The 19,513-nt window shown below is 50.0% G+C and carries 20 protein-coding genes; 10 read left to right on the top strand and 10 right to left on the bottom strand.

Going from position 1 to position 19,513, the window contains the following annotated elements:
- Positions 1-12: 12 nt before the first annotated feature.
- The 3 genes from E4L36_RS09140 to E4L36_RS09130 all read right to left on the bottom strand — a co-directional run bounded on the left by E4L36_RS09140 (position 13) and on the right by E4L36_RS09130 (position 1,657).
- On the bottom strand, positions 13-279 hold the full coding sequence (locus E4L36_RS09140; RefSeq protein WP_136680343.1) for an MmoB/DmpM family protein: 267 nt from the start codon (positions 277-279) through the stop codon (positions 13-15).
- Between the two features lie 9 nt (positions 280-288).
- Positions 289-1,275 carry an aromatic/alkene monooxygenase hydroxylase subunit beta gene (locus tag E4L36_RS09135; RefSeq protein WP_136680342.1) on the bottom strand — a complete coding sequence of 329 codons (987 nt, stop codon included), beginning with the start codon at positions 1,273-1,275 and terminating at the stop codon, positions 289-291.
- 70 nt (positions 1,276-1,345) lie between these two features.
- The gene (locus E4L36_RS09130; protein WP_136680341.1) at positions 1,346-1,657 is read right to left on the bottom strand and encodes a phenol hydroxylase subunit; all 312 of its coding nucleotides are present in this window, start codon (positions 1,655-1,657) and stop codon (positions 1,346-1,348) included.
- 379 nt (positions 1,658-2,036) lie between these two features.
- Between E4L36_RS09130 and E4L36_RS09125 the strand changes: the two genes are divergently transcribed.
- The 3 genes from E4L36_RS09125 (at position 2,037) to E4L36_RS09115 (ending at position 6,310) form a co-directional block, all read left to right on the top strand.
- On the top strand, positions 2,037-3,746 hold the full coding sequence (locus tag E4L36_RS09125; RefSeq protein WP_136680340.1) for a sigma-54-dependent Fis family transcriptional regulator: 1,710 nt from the start codon (positions 2,037-2,039) through the stop codon (positions 3,744-3,746).
- 174 nt (positions 3,747-3,920) lie between these two features.
- Entirely contained in the window at positions 3,921-5,507 is a 1,587-nt protein-coding gene (locus E4L36_RS09120) for a peptide chain release factor 3 (protein ID WP_136680339.1), read from the top strand.
- Positions 5,508-5,536: 29 nt separating this feature from the next.
- Positions 5,537-6,310: a TatD family hydrolase gene (locus tag E4L36_RS09115; RefSeq protein WP_136680338.1), complete on the top strand. Its 774-nt coding sequence runs from the start codon at positions 5,537-5,539 to the stop codon at positions 6,308-6,310.
- On the opposite strand, the gene E4L36_RS09110 is transcribed toward E4L36_RS09115, so the two are convergent.
- Both E4L36_RS09110 and E4L36_RS09105 read right to left on the bottom strand, forming a co-directional pair.
- On the bottom strand, positions 6,307-6,711 hold the full coding sequence (locus E4L36_RS09110; RefSeq protein WP_136680337.1) for a hypothetical protein: 405 nt from the start codon (positions 6,709-6,711) through the stop codon (positions 6,307-6,309). The two genes, E4L36_RS09115 and E4L36_RS09110, sit on opposite strands and share 4 nt — an antisense overlap.
- A 14-nt stretch (positions 6,712-6,725) precedes the next feature.
- Positions 6,726-8,639: a beta-ketoacyl synthase gene (locus E4L36_RS09105; protein ID WP_136680336.1), complete on the bottom strand. Its 1,914-nt coding sequence runs from the start codon at positions 8,637-8,639 to the stop codon at positions 6,726-6,728.
- Positions 8,640-8,853: 214 nt separating this feature from the next.
- Between E4L36_RS09105 and E4L36_RS09100 the strand changes: the two genes are divergently transcribed.
- A complete protein-coding gene (locus E4L36_RS09100) occupies positions 8,854-9,510 on the top strand; it encodes an OmpA family protein (RefSeq protein ID WP_136680335.1) in 657 nt (218 codons plus the stop codon).
- A 6-nt stretch (positions 9,511-9,516) separates the two neighbouring features.
- On the opposite strand, the gene zapB is transcribed toward E4L36_RS09100, so the two are convergent.
- Together zapB and E4L36_RS09090 are read right to left on the bottom strand one after the other, a co-directional pair.
- Positions 9,517-9,705 (bottom strand): cell division protein ZapB, encoded by a 189-nt coding sequence (gene zapB / locus E4L36_RS09095; protein WP_127694382.1) that lies wholly within the window; start codon positions 9,703-9,705, stop codon positions 9,517-9,519.
- A gap of 71 nt (positions 9,706-9,776) precedes the next feature.
- Complete coding sequence (locus E4L36_RS09090; protein ID WP_136680334.1) at positions 9,777-10,991, bottom strand: flagellar assembly protein T N-terminal domain-containing protein; 1,215 nt, start codon at positions 10,989-10,991, stop codon at positions 9,777-9,779.
- A gap of 137 nt (positions 10,992-11,128) precedes the next feature.
- Here E4L36_RS09090 and E4L36_RS09085 point away from each other — a divergent pair, with 137 nt between their 5' ends.
- Positions 11,129-11,821 (top strand): FlgO family outer membrane protein, encoded by a 693-nt coding sequence (locus E4L36_RS09085; protein WP_136680333.1) that lies wholly within the window; start codon positions 11,129-11,131, stop codon positions 11,819-11,821.
- Positions 11,818-12,267, top strand: coding sequence for an LPP20 family lipoprotein (locus tag E4L36_RS09080; RefSeq protein WP_127694385.1), 450 nt, complete (start codon positions 11,818-11,820; stop codon positions 12,265-12,267). The genes E4L36_RS09085 and E4L36_RS09080 overlap by 4 nt, the downstream gene beginning before the upstream one ends.
- A 10-nt stretch (positions 12,268-12,277) precedes the next feature.
- Here the strand turns inward: E4L36_RS09080 and E4L36_RS09075 are convergent, their stop codons facing one another.
- From E4L36_RS09075 to map, 3 genes are read right to left on the bottom strand one after another with little or no spacing between them, the layout of a single operon-like run.
- Positions 12,278-12,577 (bottom strand): DUF1244 domain-containing protein, encoded by a 300-nt coding sequence (locus tag E4L36_RS09075; protein WP_127694386.1) that lies wholly within the window; start codon positions 12,575-12,577, stop codon positions 12,278-12,280.
- Positions 12,578-12,587: 10 nt separating this feature from the next.
- Positions 12,588-15,284, bottom strand: a complete 2,697-nt coding sequence (locus tag E4L36_RS09070) for a [protein-PII] uridylyltransferase (RefSeq protein WP_136680332.1) — start codon at positions 15,282-15,284, stop codon at positions 12,588-12,590.
- Between the two features lie 16 nt (positions 15,285-15,300).
- Complete coding sequence (gene map / locus E4L36_RS09065) at positions 15,301-16,071, bottom strand: type I methionyl aminopeptidase (protein WP_127694388.1); 771 nt, start codon at positions 16,069-16,071, stop codon at positions 15,301-15,303.
- Between the two features lie 323 nt (positions 16,072-16,394).
- Here map and rpsB point away from each other — a divergent pair, with 323 nt between their 5' ends.
- From rpsB to frr, 4 genes are all read left to right on the top strand, one after another.
- The gene (rpsB, locus tag E4L36_RS09060; RefSeq protein ID WP_127694389.1) at positions 16,395-17,129 is read left to right on the top strand and encodes a 30S ribosomal protein S2; all 735 of its coding nucleotides are present in this window, start codon (positions 16,395-16,397) and stop codon (positions 17,127-17,129) included.
- A 104-nt stretch (positions 17,130-17,233) separates the two neighbouring features.
- Positions 17,234-18,094, top strand: a complete 861-nt coding sequence (gene tsf, locus E4L36_RS09055) for a translation elongation factor Ts (RefSeq protein WP_127694390.1) — start codon at positions 17,234-17,236, stop codon at positions 18,092-18,094.
- Between the two features lie 90 nt (positions 18,095-18,184).
- Positions 18,185-18,946, top strand: a complete 762-nt coding sequence (gene pyrH / locus E4L36_RS09050; protein ID WP_127694391.1) for a UMP kinase — start codon at positions 18,185-18,187, stop codon at positions 18,944-18,946.
- Positions 18,936-19,493 (top strand): ribosome recycling factor, encoded by a 558-nt coding sequence (gene frr, locus E4L36_RS09045; RefSeq protein ID WP_136680331.1) that lies wholly within the window; start codon positions 18,936-18,938, stop codon positions 19,491-19,493. Before pyrH ends, frr begins: the two co-directional genes overlap by 11 nt.
- Positions 19,494-19,513: the final 20 nt, after the last annotated feature.

The following is a 19,513-nucleotide window of genomic DNA, read 5'->3' as shown; positions in this document are numbered from 1 at the left end:
CGGCTGAGTGCTTTAGTTCCACGTTAACGAGAGCTGCTCTTCATCTTCATCTACATTCCCACCGAGGGTAATCAGGTTGAGATGTAGCTCTTGAACGTCCCAGTCCCGCCCCAGTTTTTCTGTAACGGTATCGCGCTTAATGATGAGCGAGTTGTCTGCCTCAATTCGGATCAAGGCTGGCATGTATTGAATCGAGATATCAGGGTTATCCTCTTCGATTGCTTCAACGATGTAGCGGGAGACGTCGTTTTCTTGTAGAGCGATATAAACTTTTGACATGCTGAACCTCTATTGGCCTAGTCCGGCCTTCGTTAAGCGGGCTGATAGGCTAGTCAGTGCAGTGTCTAGGTCAGCTTGGGAAAGCACAGAACCGATTAGTGGCTCTAGTGCTTGCGTGGTTTTTTGTTGCCAAGTGCTGGCCCACTCAGTGAGTAGAGCGGCGTTTTCTGGCGACTCTTGGGCTGCAATTTTCAAGACGCTGTCACTCCAACGGGAGTTGTCTTTGAACCATACCTGCATTAACTCCGTCAGCATGGCGATATCAGCGCCGTTCATCTCAGACAATGTGTTGTCTAGGGCTTCGAAAAAGAGTGAGTAAACGAGGGTATCGGCAACCATGTTTTGTGCGATAAATAGCTCGAACCAATCCTCGGTTGTGAGCATCTCTTCGCAGAGTGCGCGCATCGGCTGCCAAGCCTTATCTTCCATCCATATCGTTTTTGCTTGGGTAAGGCTGTCGCCGGTATTACCGTCTAGTAGTAAGCCAATTCGTGATAAATACTGTGCAATGCCGAGTCGATCTGAGCCGCAAAATAGCATCGCTTGAGTGATGGCGGTTCCGTAGCCATAAGCGGAGCAATAGACATTGTTGAGGTTGGCGGTATGCTCAACATGGCGTAGTGGCAAAAGGTAGCTGATAACAATGTCGCGCACAGCGTTAGGGAGTTTCTCGGCTAAGCCACGCTTCTCAAAAAAGGCATAGTTACTCTCTGCGCTTTCCTGCATTTTGGCGCGCTGCTGCACGTAAGTGCCGTAGTAGTACTGCCGTGGATCTTTAAATGCGTACCAGTCGCTCATCTTAATCGCAGTACGGCGTGTGTCGCTTAACTCATACTCCGGTTGCCACAGCGGACGGTAGTGAAAGTTTTCTTCGGACTGTACATCATATGTTGCTTCTTGGTAGCGCGATGCCGGCTTATCACCAAAGCGCCGCTCGATATGAGCATAGGTGTTGCGTACGGGGTCCAACGTTGCTGTCTTGATTTCGATACTCATTGTTGCTTCCGGTATTTGTTTTTGTTGAAGGAAGTATTTGGTGAGCTGTTTGTTCTAGAAAAAACGCACTTCAGCAGCTCGTCCTATCGTGATTACTTGCCATAAGGGTTTCCTCGCCATAGCGCCATTTATTGAACTCACCATCGACAAGACTGGCTTGTTCTTCACTCATCATCTGAACCTGATTACGCTCACAAAATTGTTTGAATGCTTCGCGAGGCAGAATCAGCTCCACAAACAGCCGTGGATCATCGATGGCAAAGTCAAATTCCACAAAGCGCGCATCTGAGGCGCTTCGAACGCGAACCAGCTTTACTAGGCGCTCGATAGGTTGCTCAGAGGTGGAGCTAGCTGGATCTAGACTCCGGAGGTTCTGGGACATATCTGGATCTCCGCTTGGTTAACATGCCGACGAGGGTGTTTACACAGAGGGAGACATTGCAACTGGGGGGCCAACTAACAGAGGTTAAGTTTTATTTTTATTTAAGTGTTTGATTTTTATTTGTTTCTTTTTTTTGTTCTGGGTTAGCGTCTGAGTTTTTATCACTGTGGCGAGTGATCATTTGGTGAAGTGGAACTTTGGAGTTGATCAAATCATTAAATTTTGGGCTCGCAGATAAAATTGGGCTGTTGCGAGGGAGGACGACGTTATTGCCCGATGGTCTCAATAAAGGGGTAAAGCCGTGCAGATAAGGTGCTGATATGGTACAGATAGATCGCCTTTGCACTGTGAAAAACAAATATAAAAACGGATTTACACCATGCAGACACTTAACCCTCAGATGGCTCTGCCTGATCGCGAAGATCTGCTTCAGCACCTGCGCTTTCTGCCAGAAACAGGAAAAATCTGGCTTTCAGAGCACCGTTCGTTGCTACTTGATATCGCCGCAATGGGTAGCTTTCGTAAGGAGATTATCAATACGATGGGGTTAGAGCGGGCTAAGGGTTTTTTTATGCGCCTTGGCTTCTACTCAGGCTTAAAAGACGCCGAGTTTGCTCTATTAGTGAGGCCAGATAGCTCGCCCGAGGAAGCGTTTCTAACTGGCCCGCAAATGCATTGCCTTAGAGGCATGGTGAAAGCAGTACCGTTAAAACTAGAGATCGATCTTGATAATCAAGCGTTCTATGCGGAATTTGAATGGGAAGATTCGTTCGAGGTTGAGATTTGTCGCAGTAGCTTAGGTCAGCTCAGCGAGCCGGTGTGCTGGATGCTGCTGGGTTATGCATGTAGTTATTCATCGCATTTCTTGGGGATTGAAATTCAGTTTCGCGAACTAGAGTGCCGTGGTAAAGGTGATCACCGCTGCCATATTGTCGGCAAGCCGGCTCAGGAGTGGGATGATCATGAGTCTTTTCGTGCGCTATTCAGAGAAGCCCCTCTCATTGATGAGGTCTACGCTCTGCAGTCTCAGATAGCTGAGCTAGAGGAGCGTTTACCGGTGGAGGAAGTTGAGGGTGATGCACCGACGGCTATCGGTATTGCACCCCCTTTTACGAGTGCGCTCAAGATGATTGATCGTGGCTCGGATTCTGATGTCACGATGCTCCTGTTAGGGGAGACAGGCACGGGCAAAGAGGTATTAGCGCGGCGTATCCACAGTTTAAGTCCGCGGCGGGATAACGCATTTGTGGCGGTTAACTGTGCCGCCATTCCCCCTGAGCTTATAGAGTCTGAGCTGTTTGGCGTGCAAAAAGGCGCTTTTACTGGTGCCACGCAAGATCGAATAGGGCGTTTTGAAAGGGCGCATGAGGGCACCATTTTTTTAGATGAGATCATTGAGCTATCGCCGCGTGCTCAAGCTGCATTGCTGCGGGTTCTACAAGAGGGTGAGCTGGAACGCGTAGGTGACAGTAAACTCAGAAAAATTGATGTGCGCGTTGTTGCAGCGACCAACGAGAGCCTAGAAGAGGCGGTCGCGCAGGGGCGTTTTAGGCAAGACCTTTTCTATCGCATTAACGCCTACACCGTGATCATTCCGCCACTGCGTGAGCGCACAAATGATATTCCGCTGCTGGCGGATCACTTTCGTAAGCGCTACGAAGCGCACTATAAAAAGTGCACGTTGGGTTTTACAGGGCGAGCGATGGCAGCACTACAAGCCTATGAATGGCCGGGTAATATTCGCGAGCTAGAAAATACGATTGAGCGTGGTGTGATTCTGACGGATCCTCGCCAATCGATCAGTGAACAAAATCTATTTCATATACGTTCCCCTCTGGCAGAGGAAGCACATCAGCAGCTCAATCAGCATAGCGGCCGTGTGGAAAGCCAGCAGACGAAGTCAGCAATTGAGCAGTTTGCTGAGCAAGTGGTTGAGGAGGGAATCGACATGAATGAGCTGGAAAACGCGATTTTACTTAAGACCTTGGATAAATATGATCAAAATGTCTCGCAAGCGGCGCGTGCACTTGGCCTGACGCGCCCTGCCATGGCTTATCGGTTAAAGAATAAAGTGGATGCTAAAACGTAATTTTATTTGTGCGACTGCTGGGCAGGTCTTTTAGCAGAGGACAATTCTTACGGTTCGATTGTGTCTATCGGCAAGATCAGGGAAAATAGCTGCCATATTCAATTCATATGGTTAGGCAGCGTTTTCCTCGGTAAGGCGTTGCTGGCTCCTGCGCAACGCTAGAAGATAAACACAATGACAAACGGTACCACCGCTCAAGAGGTCGCTACGCGACGCACCTTTGCAATTATCTCTCACCCGGATGCGGGTAAGACGACGATCACTGAAAAACTGTTGTTGCTCGGCAACCTTATCCAGAAAGCGGGTACGGTTAAAGGTAAGAAAAGTGATCGCCACGCGACATCAGACTGGATGACGATGGAGCAGGATCGAGGCATCTCGATCACCTCATCGGTGATGCAGTTCCACTGGAATGATCGCGTCGTTAACCTACTCGATACCCCCGGACACGAAGACTTCTCCGAAGATACTTATCGTACGCTTACCGCGGTTGACTCTGCCTTGATGGTGGTGGATGGCGCAAAAGGTGTCGAGGACCGTACCATCAAGCTGATGGATGTCTGCCGTTTGCGTGACACGCCGATCTTCTCGTTTGTGAACAAGCTTGACCGTGATATCCGTGATCCTATCGAGTTGCTCGATGAGATCGAGGAGGTACTGAAGATTGAAGCTGCGCCCATCAACTGGCCGATCGGTATGGGTAAGTTCTTTAAAGGTGTTTATAATCTTTATACGGATACAATCCATGTGTTCAAACCGGGGCAAAATGCCGTATTACCGGACGATATTCAGATCCAAGGTCTTGATAGCGACGCAGCACGAGAGCTGCTAGATGATCTATACGATGACTTTATCGATGAGGTTGAACTGGTGCGTGGCGCTACTCATCCTTTTGATGAGCAGGCGTTTTTAGCGGGTAAGCTGACACCGGTCTTTTTCGGTACGGCACTAGCTAACTTTGGTGTGCGCGAAATGCTGAACAGCTTCGTTGAAGCTGCACCCGCACCGATTAGCCGTGCGACGACATCGCGCGAAGTTGCCGCTGATGAAGAAAAGTTCAGTGGTTTCGTCTTTAAGATCCAAGCAAACATGGACCCCAAACATCGTGACCGTATCGCTTTTATGCGTATTTGCTCGGGCCGTTATACACGGGGGATGAAGATGCGCCATACGCGTATCAATAAAGATGTGAAGATTGCCGATGCCGTCACCTTTTTGGCAGGTGACCGCTCTAACGTTGAAGAGGCGTGGTCGGGCGATATTATCGGGTTACATAACCACGGTACGATTCAGATTGGTGATACCTTCACTGAAGGCGAAGAGCTTAAATTTACCGGTATCCCTCACTTCGCGCCCGAGATGTTCAAAGCAGTACGTCCAACTGACCCGCTGAAGATGAAGCAGCTGCAAAAAGGTTTGCAGCAGTTATCAGAAGAGGGTGCGGTGCAGTTATTTCAGCCACTCAAGAACAATGATTTGATTCTTGGCGCGGTGGGTCAGCTGCAGTTTGAAGTGGTTATGTTCCGCCTTAAAGATGAGTACAAAGTGGAGTGTAAGTACGAGCCGATCTCGGTACAAACGGCACGTTGGGTCGAGTGTGACGATCAGCGCATGGTGGATGACTTCCGTAAGAAAGGTTATGAGAACCTTGCGATCGACGGAGGTGGTTTGCTGACCTATCTTGCTCCAACACGCGTGAACCTGAGCCTCACCGAAGAGCGTTGGCCCGATATCCAATTCCGCGCAACACGCGAGCACTAATCGGTGCCGAATAGAGGAGGCAGTGGAATATGTTGGTTGATACTCATTGCCACCTCGATTTTCTGATCTTAGCTGATCAAATCGATGCCGTTGTTGCCCGTGCGCAGCGGTGCGGCGTCACGCGTTTTGTCGTACCAGCGGTGGCGGCGGAGCACTTTGAGCGGGTCGTTACGTTGGCCAGCCACCACGCCTTTGGCTTTACGCTGGGCCTTCACCCCTGTTTTCTATCTGAGCACTCAGCCGCTTCTCTTGAAGCGTTAGAGCAAGCGCTGCAAACCTATCAGCCGCTAGCGGTGGGTGAAATTGGCCTCGATTTTTATCATGGTCTTGATACGTCCGAGCAACAGCTAGCGCTTTTTAAAGCACAGTTGAGGTTGGCAAAACGTTTTGAATTGCCCGTTATCTTGCATGTCCGTAAAGCGCACGACCAAGTATTAAAGGTGCTGCGGGAGCTACAGTTTCAGCAAGGTGGCGTTGTTCATGCGTTTAGTGGCAGTGCAGCACAAGCCGAGCGCTATATAGGCTTTGGCTTTAAGTTAGGTGTGGGTGGGGTTATCAGCCACGAGCGCGCTATGCGGGTCAAAAAGCTGTTTGCAGCACTACCGCTCGATGCATTGGTTTTGGAAACGGATGCCCCTGATATGCCGCTGCAAGGCGCTCAAGGTAAGCCTAACGAGCCGGCTGCGGTGGCGAGGGTTGCGCAGTTATTGGCGGATCTTCAAGGAGTGTCAGTTGAGGAGCTGGCACAGCGCACAACGGCGAATGCGTTAGCGCTGTTTCCGGGATTGCCGACTACATCTTAATAGCTGTCGTAGATACGGTTATAAAGATTGTTAAGTGTGGTCCAAGCCTTGTCTGTTTTGGCGTTACGCGGCAGCGCATAGCGCTTACCACTCTCATCCAGAGGCTTAGCAGTATAGCTACCGTCCTTAGGTGCAAGGAGCATGTTCATCAGACTGCGAGGGTAGTTTGGCCCGACGATACGCTGCCCGTAAGCACTTTCCACCGGAGCAAGAGAACCATTCTGGCTTGCCACAATGCTCAGGCGAATACACTCCCGTGAGCGTTGTTGGCAGATATGTCCTGAGCGAGTATCAATAACATAGTACGCCTGATTAGATACGGTTGGCTGGGACTGGCTTCCCATACAACCGCTCAGAATTGCTGCTGAAAGCAGTGTGGCTCCAATCGCGTGATACGTCATGATCTTTATCCCTATTAGTCCATAAAGTCGCTGAATGGGTTCTCTTCGGCCAAACTGATGCTGTTTGTATAGCCTGGGAGTTTGATACGCTCGGCGGTAATATCCAAGTCATATCCCTCCAGCACGTTGTTATCGTAACGATAGATGGGCAATGCTAAACCATGAGTTGCTTCATAGTTATACTGCTCCGCGCACTCGAGTGTCGCGGCACGTTTTTGTTCCCAAGCGGTGTAGCGAGCTTCACCGTATTTCTTACGCAGGAGTGCCTTCGCTACATGTGGCCCAAAGACTGGTGCACTGGCGTTGTTACCGCCAAAACCCTTGGAGTTGAGGATAACGGTGTCCATGCCGGTTTGGCCAACTTCAACGTGCTCTTGAGAGAAACGCAAGTTGCTTTGGTAAACATCATCCGCGATATGCGTGGTGGTTTGAATGCCCGGGATATAACCGTATGCCCAAGTACCTAGCGATGTGGTGAGCTGATCGCCACCGGCGGTTCCTTGGGAGTGCCCTAAATAGCATTTTACGGCAGCCACTGGCCACGCAGGAATATCGAACGCTGTGGCGATTTCGTTAATAACGTGCGATTCAGTAACGCGGTTTTGTGGGGTGCTTGTACCATGAGCTTGCACAAACGAGCGCTGCTGCAAAGACTCTTCACCCAGCACACTCTTGACCAACGACGCTGCCTTACCAAGGGTCATATAGTTACCGATACCCGGCGCGGAGATCGATTTTTTATGGCCATCTGCATTGACGAACACATCGGGTACTAGGCCGTAGACCTCAGCACCAAGCTCCATTGCCAGATCATCGCTCATGAGTAGGACAAACTGGCTCGATTCGCCGATCGTGAAGCCGCAGTTATCACCAAACGGACGACACGCCTTGCGGTAGTCCTCAGGTGTCAGCTGCTCTTTTTTGTCGAGCGCTTTTAAGTCTTTGTCTTCGGCAAGTGCACCCATGGCGCGGAAGCCTTCGATGACTTCGGGAGTCACAGGAGCATCACTGCCGCCAACCAATACCACTTTGCGCTTACCGCTGCGGATATCTTGTACGGCACTGCGTAAGTTATAGAGGAACGTAGCGCAGGCACCGAGTGCGCCACCGGTAGTACCGACGTTGCCAAGGATGTAAGCGTTAACAAAGTCAGCTGGCATCTGAGCATAGCCCAGCGGCATCTGCTTGGATGAGGTGCGTTTCCCGATAGAGGGGTATTTCGTTAAACCACCAAAGCCTAAGTCATCTAATTGGCCAATTGAGTTGCTAGCATAAACAGCCACTTGATCGGGCGCGACTTGGTTGAGGATCTCTTCAAACGGAATACCCACTGACGACAATGCATCGGATGCGGCGAAAACCGTCATCTGTAGATTGCGTGGGTGGTTACGAGATTGATAGAGAGTGCCTGGCTTGAAGCCGGTTGGTAGTTGGCCTGCCGCCTTAACCGGTGCTTCTTTGAAGTCGGGTAAAATGGCGTCCAGCTTTCCAGCAACGGTGATCTTTACCTCTTGCCCATTCGTTGGCTCGACGGTCCAATTGTCAGGGATCACATTAGGCAATTGGCGTTTGCGCAGTGTAAAGCTCAGTGAGTCTTCCGTGGGCTGCAGTGCTGCAGCTTTGTTCATCACCACCTTATTTACATCAAACGTGTCTGGCTCGATCTGGCGGATCAGGGTGCTATTTAGAATCTGATCGTTGATATCGCTTAGCAGAGCATCCAAGGCACACGCTTCACCGGCTTGGTTAAGGTATTGGCCGTCCTGATACTGTGCTAAACCCATCAATGTGGCGAGATTCAAGAGCGTTTGTTGCTGGGTTTGTACGTCTAGCTTATCCAGAATAATGCGGCGATAGGCATGGTGGAATGAGCCTCGTCCGGCGGGGTTTACGCCACCAAAACCGACGATAAGAGGTAGATGAGACAATGAAAACTCCTCGGCTGGAAACTAGCTGAATCTCGTGTGTAACGCATTATTCTAGCGATAGACGTAAGTCGTTGCTAGATAGGGAATAGGGAATATCCACAATAAATCATAGCGATAGACCCTGATTGCGGTGTTATGTCGCGTGAGTGAAGGAATTATTCGCCTGCTGGCAAGTCTTAAAGCGCGTAGTGTAGATTAATTGAGGTCCTTTAAGATGAAAAAACTTACCCCTGTGTTGCTGGTTGCGCTACTGGCAGGTTGCTCGACAATCGATCCCTACACGGGTGAACAGAAAACAAGTCAAGCAACAAAAGGCGCAGGGATTGGCGCAGTAACGGGCGCGCTCTTAGGCGCTGCTGTTTCTAGCCGCAGTGATCGTGCTAAAGGTGCTGCGATTGGCGCGCTGGTTGGCGGTGGCATCGGCGGCGGCATCGGCCACTACATGGATCAGCAGGAGGCGGTGTTGAGAGAGCGTTTAGCGGGTACGGGTGTTGGTATTCAGCGCCAAGGCGATGCGATTCGTTTGGTGATGCCGGGCCATGTCACGTTCAATACGGAAGATTATCAGATCGCGAATAGCTTCTATCCTGTGCTGGATTCGGTGGCGCTGGTACTGCGCGAATATGATAAGACGGTTATTCAGGTTGAGGGTTTTACGGATAGCAAAGGCAGCTTCGAGTATAACCAGACGTTGTCTGAACGCCGAGCGGCGAGTGTGGCTAACTTTCTAACTGGCGCAGGAGTGGAGCGTTTGAGGATCAGTACACAGGGCTATGGTGAACGTTACCCTGTAGCAGATAACACGACGGCTGCCGGGCGTGCGCTTAACCGTCGTGTCGAGATTAGCATTCGCGGAACGCGCGCTAATTAGTTCGCGTTACTCAGCAGCATCAAGCGTAGAGAATTTGCCTAGCAGGCGCTGCAGGTTATCGACGTTTGATTGCTGCTCAGCTTCTAGCGCAGCTTTGGCTTCTTTGAGCTCTGCGATCTCTAAGCGTAGCAGCTCGACTTCGTCGATCATGTTTTCAATTTTTGCTTCTAACTGATTGAACAGTTCTGTTTGCATTGCCGGACCCTTGTTACCCGTTGATATATAAGAGCCGCTGATTATAGAGGCGGCCCCAATGAAGTAAACCTTTACCAGAAGATTACAACGTCATCGATTTGGATATTGTGCTGTGATGTTGAGCCTTCGATAAAGCCAGAAGCCGACGTTGCTTGAACGTCGCTAATGGTCAGAGTCTGCTGGGTGTTAATCAGTTCCGTAGTTGCTGGGCCTGATGGGTTATACATGACGCTTTTACGGTAAACCGACAGCTTATCACCGACCTTTAAGCCACTGCGCTGGCCAGAGGCTATCCACAAACGGTTGCTGTCTGCAGCCGTAATCCGGGCAGAAAAGGGCATACAACGCAGTTTTTCAGTGATCTGCTTGGCGGCATCTTTTAAGAGATCGGCCACTGCCTTTCCGTACGCTTGCTCATAGAAAGCGGGGGTCGCAAAGCCGGTTTGTTGGTTGGGTTGTAACGTCCAGCGTCCCTGTGTTGCAAGGCTGAACTGGTCGATCAAGGCGCCGCTAAAGCCATCGTGAATATAGAGATCGATAGCAAAGTTACGCAGGTGTTTATCGCTTTTGTAGTCTAAACGATTGTAGGTGGATACGAAGAGGTTCTCCTCTTGCATAACGCTTGGGTCAACCATCGAAAGATCACGTACCACACCAGAGACGATATATTGCGTGTCCAACTGCTGGCTATGGCGCATGAGTGTGGTGAGAGCACCATTGTCTAATTGGTGAGTGGCTGCTGTGCTCAAGGGGTTTTGTAGCTGTAAGTGCCCGGCATTGAGTGCTGATAGGTTTGGGTGGCGGTTGATTCGCTCAACGAGCTGTTTGGCGAGGAGTGAATCGATGTGGCGAAAGCCCCCAAGGTTTTTCTGTGCAGGTTGTTCAACAGGAAAAGCTGACACTGCAACAGTTTTGCGAAAGCTATTGCCTGAACCGCCATTTTCGCAGGCGGTATCCACCTCTACCTCGGCGCGGATACGCACATGGAGCTTGTTGCCGAATAGCTTCTCATCCAACACTTCAACGTCGCGAATGGTACTCAGTGTAGAGACGCGCATATTATCGATCTCGAGAATGCCGTTGCTCAACTGTTGAGTGCTGCTGATGTAGGCGGCTGCTTGTAGCGAGGCCTGGCGCTTTGCATCGTTGATCGCTTGTTCCCGTGCTTTTCCTAAATCACCATCGACCAGAAACGCCTGTCCCGTCGCCTCAATGCTGGCGGCATGTGCCGTGGAAACAACACCGAGTAGAAGACACAGTAGAGTAGATCGAATATATCTCAACATGAGTGGGGCCCGACCGATATAGTTAATAGACGCTAGAAAGGTATGCAATTTGCCGGCGACATGCAATCTATCGTTGATCTGCTTACCGATGTGAAAAGTGTGATAAATTGGTCTGAAAAAGTGTATGAGCACAAAGCATGAAATATAAGCGATTTAGCCTTTTGTTGCTGTCGGTACTTGGGTTATCAGGATGCAGCTACCAGCAGCCTGTTGCGGTAACCATCGAGAAGCTGAGCCCGCAAGCGAGCAAGGCGGTGGTGAATCAGGCGCGGAATCAGGTCGTGGCTGAGCCTCATACCTATGGTTCCATTGAACAGCCGCGCTTGAGTGACCCGATCAGCCAAGCGGTGGAGCAGATGTCTGATCAGCTCATCAATGGCTTGAATCAAAGCCGAGTGAAGCGCTTCCCTGTTGCAGTGGTTAAGTTTATGCCGCTGCGCAACAGCGTGCCAGATCCACTATTGGGTGAGCGTATTTCAGAGAGTTTTATATTCCCGATGCAACAACGCGGCTATAACTTGGTTGACTATCGCGCGGTTAGTTTAGCCACGACGGTGAAGTCGCCGGTGTCGCGACAAAATATCTCGGCGTTACGGCAGCGTTATAAGATCTTTTTTGTCCTGACGGGGACCTACGCAAAACATCCCGATGGCATCACTTTGAATGCACGTGTGCTAGACACCACCACTCGCCAAGTCTTGGCGTCAGCACAAACGCATATCAGCAATGATCTGCTGGAGGGGATGCGTCCGGGGTTTGATCCGGTGAAAGCACTACAAAACGGATACATCATTGAAAATGGTGTTGGGCCATCAAGGGCAACGCGATGAAATATATTGGACTACTGCTTTTAACTGTTATGTTGGCCGGTTGTGAGACGGCAGGAAAAACAGCTGTTGAACTTGTTGAAGCATTGCCAGATCTTCCACCAACATCCGTTGAACCTGTGGAACCGGTTTGGGTGAGTGCAACCGGCTATGCACCTATTAGTTTGCAGCCTGGTGCAACGCGGCAGCAGAAAGTTGTGATGGCGATGCGGGCCTCTAAGCTACGGGCATATCAAGAACTGGTGGGTATTGTGCACGGACAGTATGTATTCGGTACCACAACGGTCAACGATATGGTGCTACAGAGCGATTCTTTTAAAACAGCTGTTGCAGGATTTGTGCGTGGTGCTCGAGTGGTCAAGAGTTATCCGGTGCAGGATGATACGTATGCGACGGTATTAGAGGTGGATATGAATCAACTGCAGCGCGCCTGGAGCGAGCTGCAGTGATCGCTGTTAGTTAAGCTTTGTCACTCGTGGCTTGGTTAAATGCTGCGAGTTGCTCAGCGGTTGCTTCCTGCTGATACTTGTCTTTCCATTGTGCGTACGGCTCGCCGTAAATCGCTTCGCGAGCGGCATCATAATCCATCTCTTCGCCGCGTTCTTGCGCTTCCGCTAAGTACCACTTAGATAAGCAGTTGCGGCAAAAACCAGCAAGGTTCATCAGGTCGATATTCTGGACATCTTTGCGGCTGTCTAAGTGAGCCACAAGGCGTCGAAATGCAGCGGCTTCGATTTCAGTTTGTGTTTTAGTGTCCATAAGGCTCCCGTTATTCGTCGCGGATCTGTTCGTCGAGTTCTTTGCAGACTCTACGTTGCAAAGTTTCGCACAGCTCAACATCACTGAAGGGCTGGCCATGCTCATCGGTAATAAAGAAGAAGTCCTCCACGCGTTCACCAACGCTGGAGATCTTTGCCTTGCGCACTGATACGTTCATCTCAGAGAAAATCTGCCCAATACGCGCCAGCAGACCTGGACGGTCGGGTGATTGAACTTCCATAACCGTCAAATGGTTGGTCGGGTCGTTGCTTAAGAAAACCCGTGTTGGCATAGCAAACAGTTTCATTTGCCTTGGCACGCGTCGATGAATGATCTCTGGATAATCTTCTGGATCATCCAATGCATCAATCAGCTTTTCACGAATGCTATTTAAATAGGCGGGGTTCTCTGAAAGAGGTTCATTATCGTCGGTCAGTACGGTGTACGTGTTTAGCGTGCGTCCGTCATCCGTCACGATGATGCGTGCATCTTGGATGTTTAAGCGCAGCTGGTCGAGTGTCGCGACGGTCGCCGAGAAGAGGTTCGGTAGATCTTTGCTGTAGATGAAGATCTCTGTGGCGCCTTCATACACGCGATAGGAGGTTTTCTGGATCAATACCAGCGGCAGCTCGTTATCACCGTGTTCTAGTATCGATTGAGTATGCCAAGCAATATTTTTAGCTTCCTCACGCAAAAAGTAGTCTTCGCCCAGCGTGTGCCAAAAGTCATCAACATCGTTTTCTGGTTTGCCGGCGCGCTTGAGGATGAACATCGCCTCGTGCTGCATCTGCTCAATCCGATCCTCTTTGTTGATCGGGTTCTCGAGGCCTCGGCGTAATACACGCTTAGTTTCCATGTAGAGCTGGCGCATCAGTGTGGCCCGCCAACTGTTCCAAAGGGTGTGGTTGGTAGCGTTGATATCCGCAACCGTCAGCACATAGAGGTAATCGAGGTGCACGATGTCACGCACCTGCATCGCGAAGGTATGTATCACCTCAGGATCCGAGATATCTTTACGCTGCGCCGTCATCGACATGAGAAGGTGGTTCTCCACCAACCAGGCCACGAGGTGGCTATCCCATTTGCCTAAATGGTGGCGTTCGCAAAATGCCATGGCATCCACGGCACCTAGCTCCGAGTGATCGCCACCGCGGCCCTTAGCGATATCATGGAAGAGACCTGCGATATAAAGCAGGTCGATCTTAGGTAGTTGGTTAACAACGCGATGGGCAATGGGGAACTGCTCACGATATTCAGGGTGGCGGAATTGACGCATCTTCTGAATAACTTTTAGCGTGTGCGCATCCACGGTGTAGATGTGGAACAAGTCGTGCTGCATCTGACCCACTATACGGCCAAACTCCGGTAAATAGCGCCCAAGGATGCCGTAGCGGTTCATGCGCTTCAGTTCGGTGGAGACGCCGTTCTGCGAGCGCAGTAACTCCATGAATAGTGTGGTGTTGCGCAGATCGTTGCGGAACTCATCATCAATAAGATGTCTGTGGTCACGAATCAAACGGATCGTTGAGGCGCGCACGCCAGTGATCTCATCGTTCTGAGCGATCAACACAAAAGATTCAAGCAGCGCAAAGGGATGGTGCTCGAATACCTTATCGTAGGTCACTTCGAGACGGCGGTTACGAATCTGAAAGCGTTTGTTAATCGGTGTAACGACCTGCTCATCTTCGGTTTTGAGGATCGCTTCATCGAAATACTGGAGCAACATATCGTTGAACTCGGCCATCGTCATGGCGACACGATAGTATTTGCTCATAAACTGCTCAACAGCCAGCGCGCCGTCTTGATCGGCGTAACCAAAGAACGCGGCCAGAGATCGTTGGTGGTCGAACAAAAGGCGGTCTTCACGGCGGTTGCACTGCAAGTGCAGCGCATAGCGCACGGTCCACAGGTAGAGTTCGCCTTTGTTGAGGGTTTCGAGTTCAGACTCGGTTACGAAGCCATGATCGACCAGATCTCGGATGTATGTTGCACCGAAGTGCCGTTTGGCAACCCAGCCAATGGTTTGCAGGTCGCGCAACCCGCCGGGTGAATTTTTGAGATTCGGCTCTAAGTTATACTCAGTGTTATTCGTTTTCTCGTGGCGATTTGTTTGCTCGTGCAGTTTGGCCAGAAAGAACTCTTTATCTGTCCAAGCGCCTTCCGAGGTAACACGGTCATACATGCGTTGGTGTAGCGTAGGGTCGCCGGTTAGGGGGCGTGACTCAATGAGGTTTGTAGCGATCGTGATATCGTCACGTGCTTCGGTGTAGCAGTCTTCAATGGTGCGTACGCTAGAGCCAATCTCGAGATTGATATCCCACAAAAGCGTGAGAAACTGGCTGATGCTCTCTTCAAATGCTTGTGGTTCGATGCCATCCACCAAAATCATGATATCGACATCGGAATGAGGGTGGAGCTCTCCTCGACCGTAGCCACCGACGGCAACCAGTGATACTTGCGCATCCGATGGCCAGTCAAAGATATTCCATGCTGATGTTAGCACCCTATCGATAACGCTCGCTCGCCCGTACACCAGCTTGCGAATATCTTCACCCTCGCGGAAACGTTCGTTCATCTCCTCGGTAGCCTGTGCAATGGTCTCTTTAAAAACCTTAAACGGAGGCTCTCCGGTGATGAGCCGCAGCTCCATCGTTTCGCTGTCGATATAGTCGCCGACATCGACGAGTTGCTGAAGGTGCGTTGTCATAGGTGCTTAACTCATTTTAATAGTTTTCTTCGCTACGCTTGGTCAGAACTTCGTAGCCATCAGCAGTCACGAGGATCGTATGTTCCCACTGAGCGGATAGGCGGCGGTCGGCAGTTTCCACGGTCCAGCCATCCTTCTTAGATAGTTTGACGTGGCGCTTACCTGCGTTGATCATCGGTTCAATCGTAAAAATCATACCCTCTTCGAGGGTGACGCCGGTACCGGGGCGGCCGTAGTGCAACACTTGAGGTTCTTCGTGGAACTCCTTGCCGATGCCATGGCCGCAGTATTCACGAACCACGCTATAGTGCTGGGATTCTGCATACTGCTGGATCACGTGGCCAATATCGCCAAGTTTGGCACCCGGCTTGACCAGTTCAATACCTTTTTGCAGGCACTCGAGTGTCACGTCAACGAGACGGCGAGCGTGAGGTTGCTCTTTGCCAACAAAGAACATTTTACTCGTGTCGCCATGGTAGCCATCTTTGATGACGGTAATGTCGATGTTAATTATATCACCGTCTTTCAGCTTCTTGTCATTTGGGATGCCGTGGCAGACAACTTGGTTGACTGACGTGCAGATTGACTTGGGAAAACCGTGATAGTTAAGAGGTGCTGGAATCGCCTGTTGCTCATTCGTGATGTAGTCGTGGCAAATTTGATTCAGTTCATTCGTCGTTACGCCCGCTTTTACATGGGGCTCGATCATCTCAAGCACCTCTGCGGCAAGGCGCCCCGCGACGCGCATCTTTTCAATTTCTTCAGCGGTTTTAATAACAATAGTCATAAAGTCATCACGTATTAGCTGCAGGCAGTGTGTGACTGCTGCAGAAGATTAAAAGGACTGTCGTGCAATTGTATCAACCTCGTTCGCTTGTGGAAAATATCCCATGCTCGGCGGCAGCTCATTGGGCAAGGACCTGTAGGGATTGAGTAATTTATCTTTAATCAAAGGGCGCTTTGTGGTATAAATCGCGCACCCGAAATCGCAGGTACGGTTTCGGAGTATATCCCACACACATACCGACACAGTTTCTGGGTGCCGCACTGCGGTTGGGAGCTGGGGTATGTGGAGGTAAAACCCAATAAACTACAGGAAATTGCTAAATCATGGCACAAGTTACAATGCGTGACCTGCTAAAAGCAGGTGTTCACTTTGGTCACCAAACTCGTTACTGGAACCCAAAAATGTCTCAATACATTTTTGGTGCTCGTAACAAAATCCATATCATCAACCTTGAGCACACGCTGCCAGCACTGAACGGTGCGTTGGACGTGGTTAAAGGTATGGCTCAGAACAAGAACAAAATCTTGTTCGTTGGTACTAAACGCGCAGCTAGCAAAATCATCAAAGAAGAAGCTCAGCGTGTAAGCATGCCTTACGTAAACCACCGTTGGTTGGGTGGTATGCTGACTAACTACAAAACTATTCGTCAGTCTATCCGTCGTCTACGCGACCTAGAATCTGCAGCGAACGATGGTACTTTCGCTCAGTTGACTAAGAAAGAAGCGCTGATGCGTCAGCGTGAAATGGATAAGCTAGAGCGCTCTATCGGTGGTATCAAGGACATGGGCGGTCTTCCAGACGCGCTATTCGTTGTTGATGTTGATCACGAGCGTATCGCTGTAAACGAAGCGAACAAGCTGGGCATTCCAGTTATCGGTATCGTTGATACGAACAGCAACCCAGATGGTGTTGATTACGTTATCCCAGGTAACGATGACGCACTGCGCGCAATCCAAATCTACGTTCAGTCTGTTGCAAATGCATGTGCTGAAGGTGGTGAAGTTGCTGGTGGCGAAAAGAGCGAATTCGTTGAAGTAGAAGAGTCTGCTGCAGAGTAATTACTCTGTCAAATGTGAAGTTTATCTTCTGCAGAGTCGTATATAAGGGGAGCCGCGCTCCCCTTTTTTAGATTTTGATTGAACCAATCAAGGGGTAATGAAAAATGGCGGGTGTATCAGCGAAGCTGGTTAAAGAACTGCGTGATCGTACTGGTCTTGGAATGCTTGAGTGCAAAAAAGCACTGGCTGAAAATGACGGTGATATTGAGAAAGCGATTGAAGAGCTGCGTAAATCTTCTGGTATGAAGGCTGCTAAAAAAGCAGGTCGTACAGCAGCTGATGGTGTTGTTGTTGCACGAGTTGCAGACGATAATTCTTACGGCATTATCGTTGAAATCAACTCTGAGACTGACTTCGTTGCACGCGATGAAGGCTTCTTGGCGTTTGCTTCTCAGGTAGCCGATGCAGTATTTGCTGCTAAGACAGAAGACGTTGCTTCTTTGATGGCTGGTGAGCTGGAATCTGCACGTGAAGCGCTGGTGCAGAAGATCGGTGAAAACATCGGTGTTCGTCGCGCAGTTGTAGTTGAAGGCGAAAACGTAGATGCATACGTACACAGCAACAACCGTATCGCTGCACTCGTTGCGCTAAACGGTGCTAATGCTGAAGCGGCGAAAGACGTTGCTATGCACGTAACAGCTGTTAACCCTCAGGTTGTATCTAAAGATGATATGCCTGAAGAGGTGATCAACAAAGAGAAAGAGATCATCATGGCTCAGCCAGATATGGCTAGCAAGCCTGCTGAAATCGCTGAGAAAATGGTTGTTGGTCGTATCAACAAGTTCTTGGCTGAAAACAGCCTTGTTGAGCAGCAGTTCGTTAAAAACCCAGACCAAAAAGTTGGTGAGATGGTAAAAGCTGCTGGTGGTAGCGTTGCTTCTTTCGCTCGTTTGGAAGTGGGTGAAGGTATCGAAGTTGAACAAGTTGACTTCGCTGCAGAAGTAGCTGCTCAGCTGAACGGCTAAGCTCTACTTTGTATCCGATGAATGTGCTGTATTGCAGCGCATTCATCGTTTAGACTCTAATTCCTCTAACTTCGTTCGCGGAGACTTCTTATGCCTACCGAAAACACTAAGCGTGCCCATTATAAACGTATTCTTTTAAAGCTCAGCGGTGAAGCGCTGATGGGCGAAGAGAATTTTGGTATCGACCCAAAAGTTCTCAACCGTATGGCCCTTGAGATTGGTCAGCTAGTCGGGATTGGTGTTCAGGTTGGTATAGTGATTGGTGGCGGCAACCTATTTCGGGGTGCGGCACTTAGCGCAGCAGGCCTAGATCGCGTCACTGGCGATCACATGGGTATGCTTGCAACTGTAATGAATTCTCTAGCATTACGTGATGCGTTGGAACGCTCCAATATTGCGACGCGCGTTATGTCTGCTATCCCAATGAGCGGTGTGGTTGATCATTACGATCGCCGTAACGCGATGCGTTATTTGAGCCAGGGCGATGTGGTTATCTTCTCTGCTGGTACAGGTAACCCTTTCTTTACAACTGATTCAGCAGCGTGTTTGCGTGGTATCGAGATTGAAGCTGACGTTGTGTTGAAAGCGACAAAAGTAGACGGTGTGTACACGGCAGATCCGATGAAGGATCCAAGTGCTAAGCGTTACCTACACCTGTCATACGATGAAGTATTAGAAAAGCAGCTCGGCGTTATGGATCTGACTGCTATTTGCTTAACTCGTGACCATGCGATGCCGTTACGAGTATTTAATATGAACCGCCCAGGCGCTCTTGTGAATCTGCTTATGGGTGGCGATGAAGGTACCCTCATTACTGAAGGTGAGGAAATAGGAGAAAAGTATGCTGAATGAGATCGCTCAAGATGCTGAAGCACGCATGAAGAAAAGTGCTGATGCGTTGGTTGAAAACTTTAAGAAGATTCGTACCGGGCGCGCGCACCCAAGCCTGCTGGACTCCATTCAGATCTCTTACTACGGCTCTGATGTGCCTTTGTCACAAGTGGCTAACGTAAGCGTTGAAGATGCGCGTACGCTGATGATCTCTCCATGGGAAAAGCAGCTTGTAACAGACATCGAGAAAGCGATTTATAAGTCGGATCTGGGCTTGAACCCTGCCACAAATGGTGGCGTGATTCGTGTTCCAATGCCTCCTCTGACTGAAGAGACGCGTAAAGGCTACATTCGTCAGGCTCGTCAAGAAGCTGAAACAGCGCGTGTATCGGTGCGTAACATTCGCCGCGATGCGAACAGCGACTTGAAAGATCTTCTTAAGGAGAAGGAGATCTCTGAAGATGAAGAACGCCGCGGTCAGGATGGCATCCAGAAATTGACTGATAAGTACGTTTCTGAAATCGATAGCCTGCTTGAGAAAAAAGAAGCGGATTTGATGGAAATCTAACAGGGTTTTAAGGGGCGTTG

It is taken from the genome of Neptunomonas sp. XY-337 (assembly GCF_004959845.1).
Lineage (GTDB): Bacteria > Pseudomonadota > Gammaproteobacteria > Pseudomonadales > Balneatricaceae > Neptunomonas > Neptunomonas marina.
Note: the sequence above shows the minus strand (reverse complement) of the source record. Positions and strands in the feature narration are given on the sequence as shown.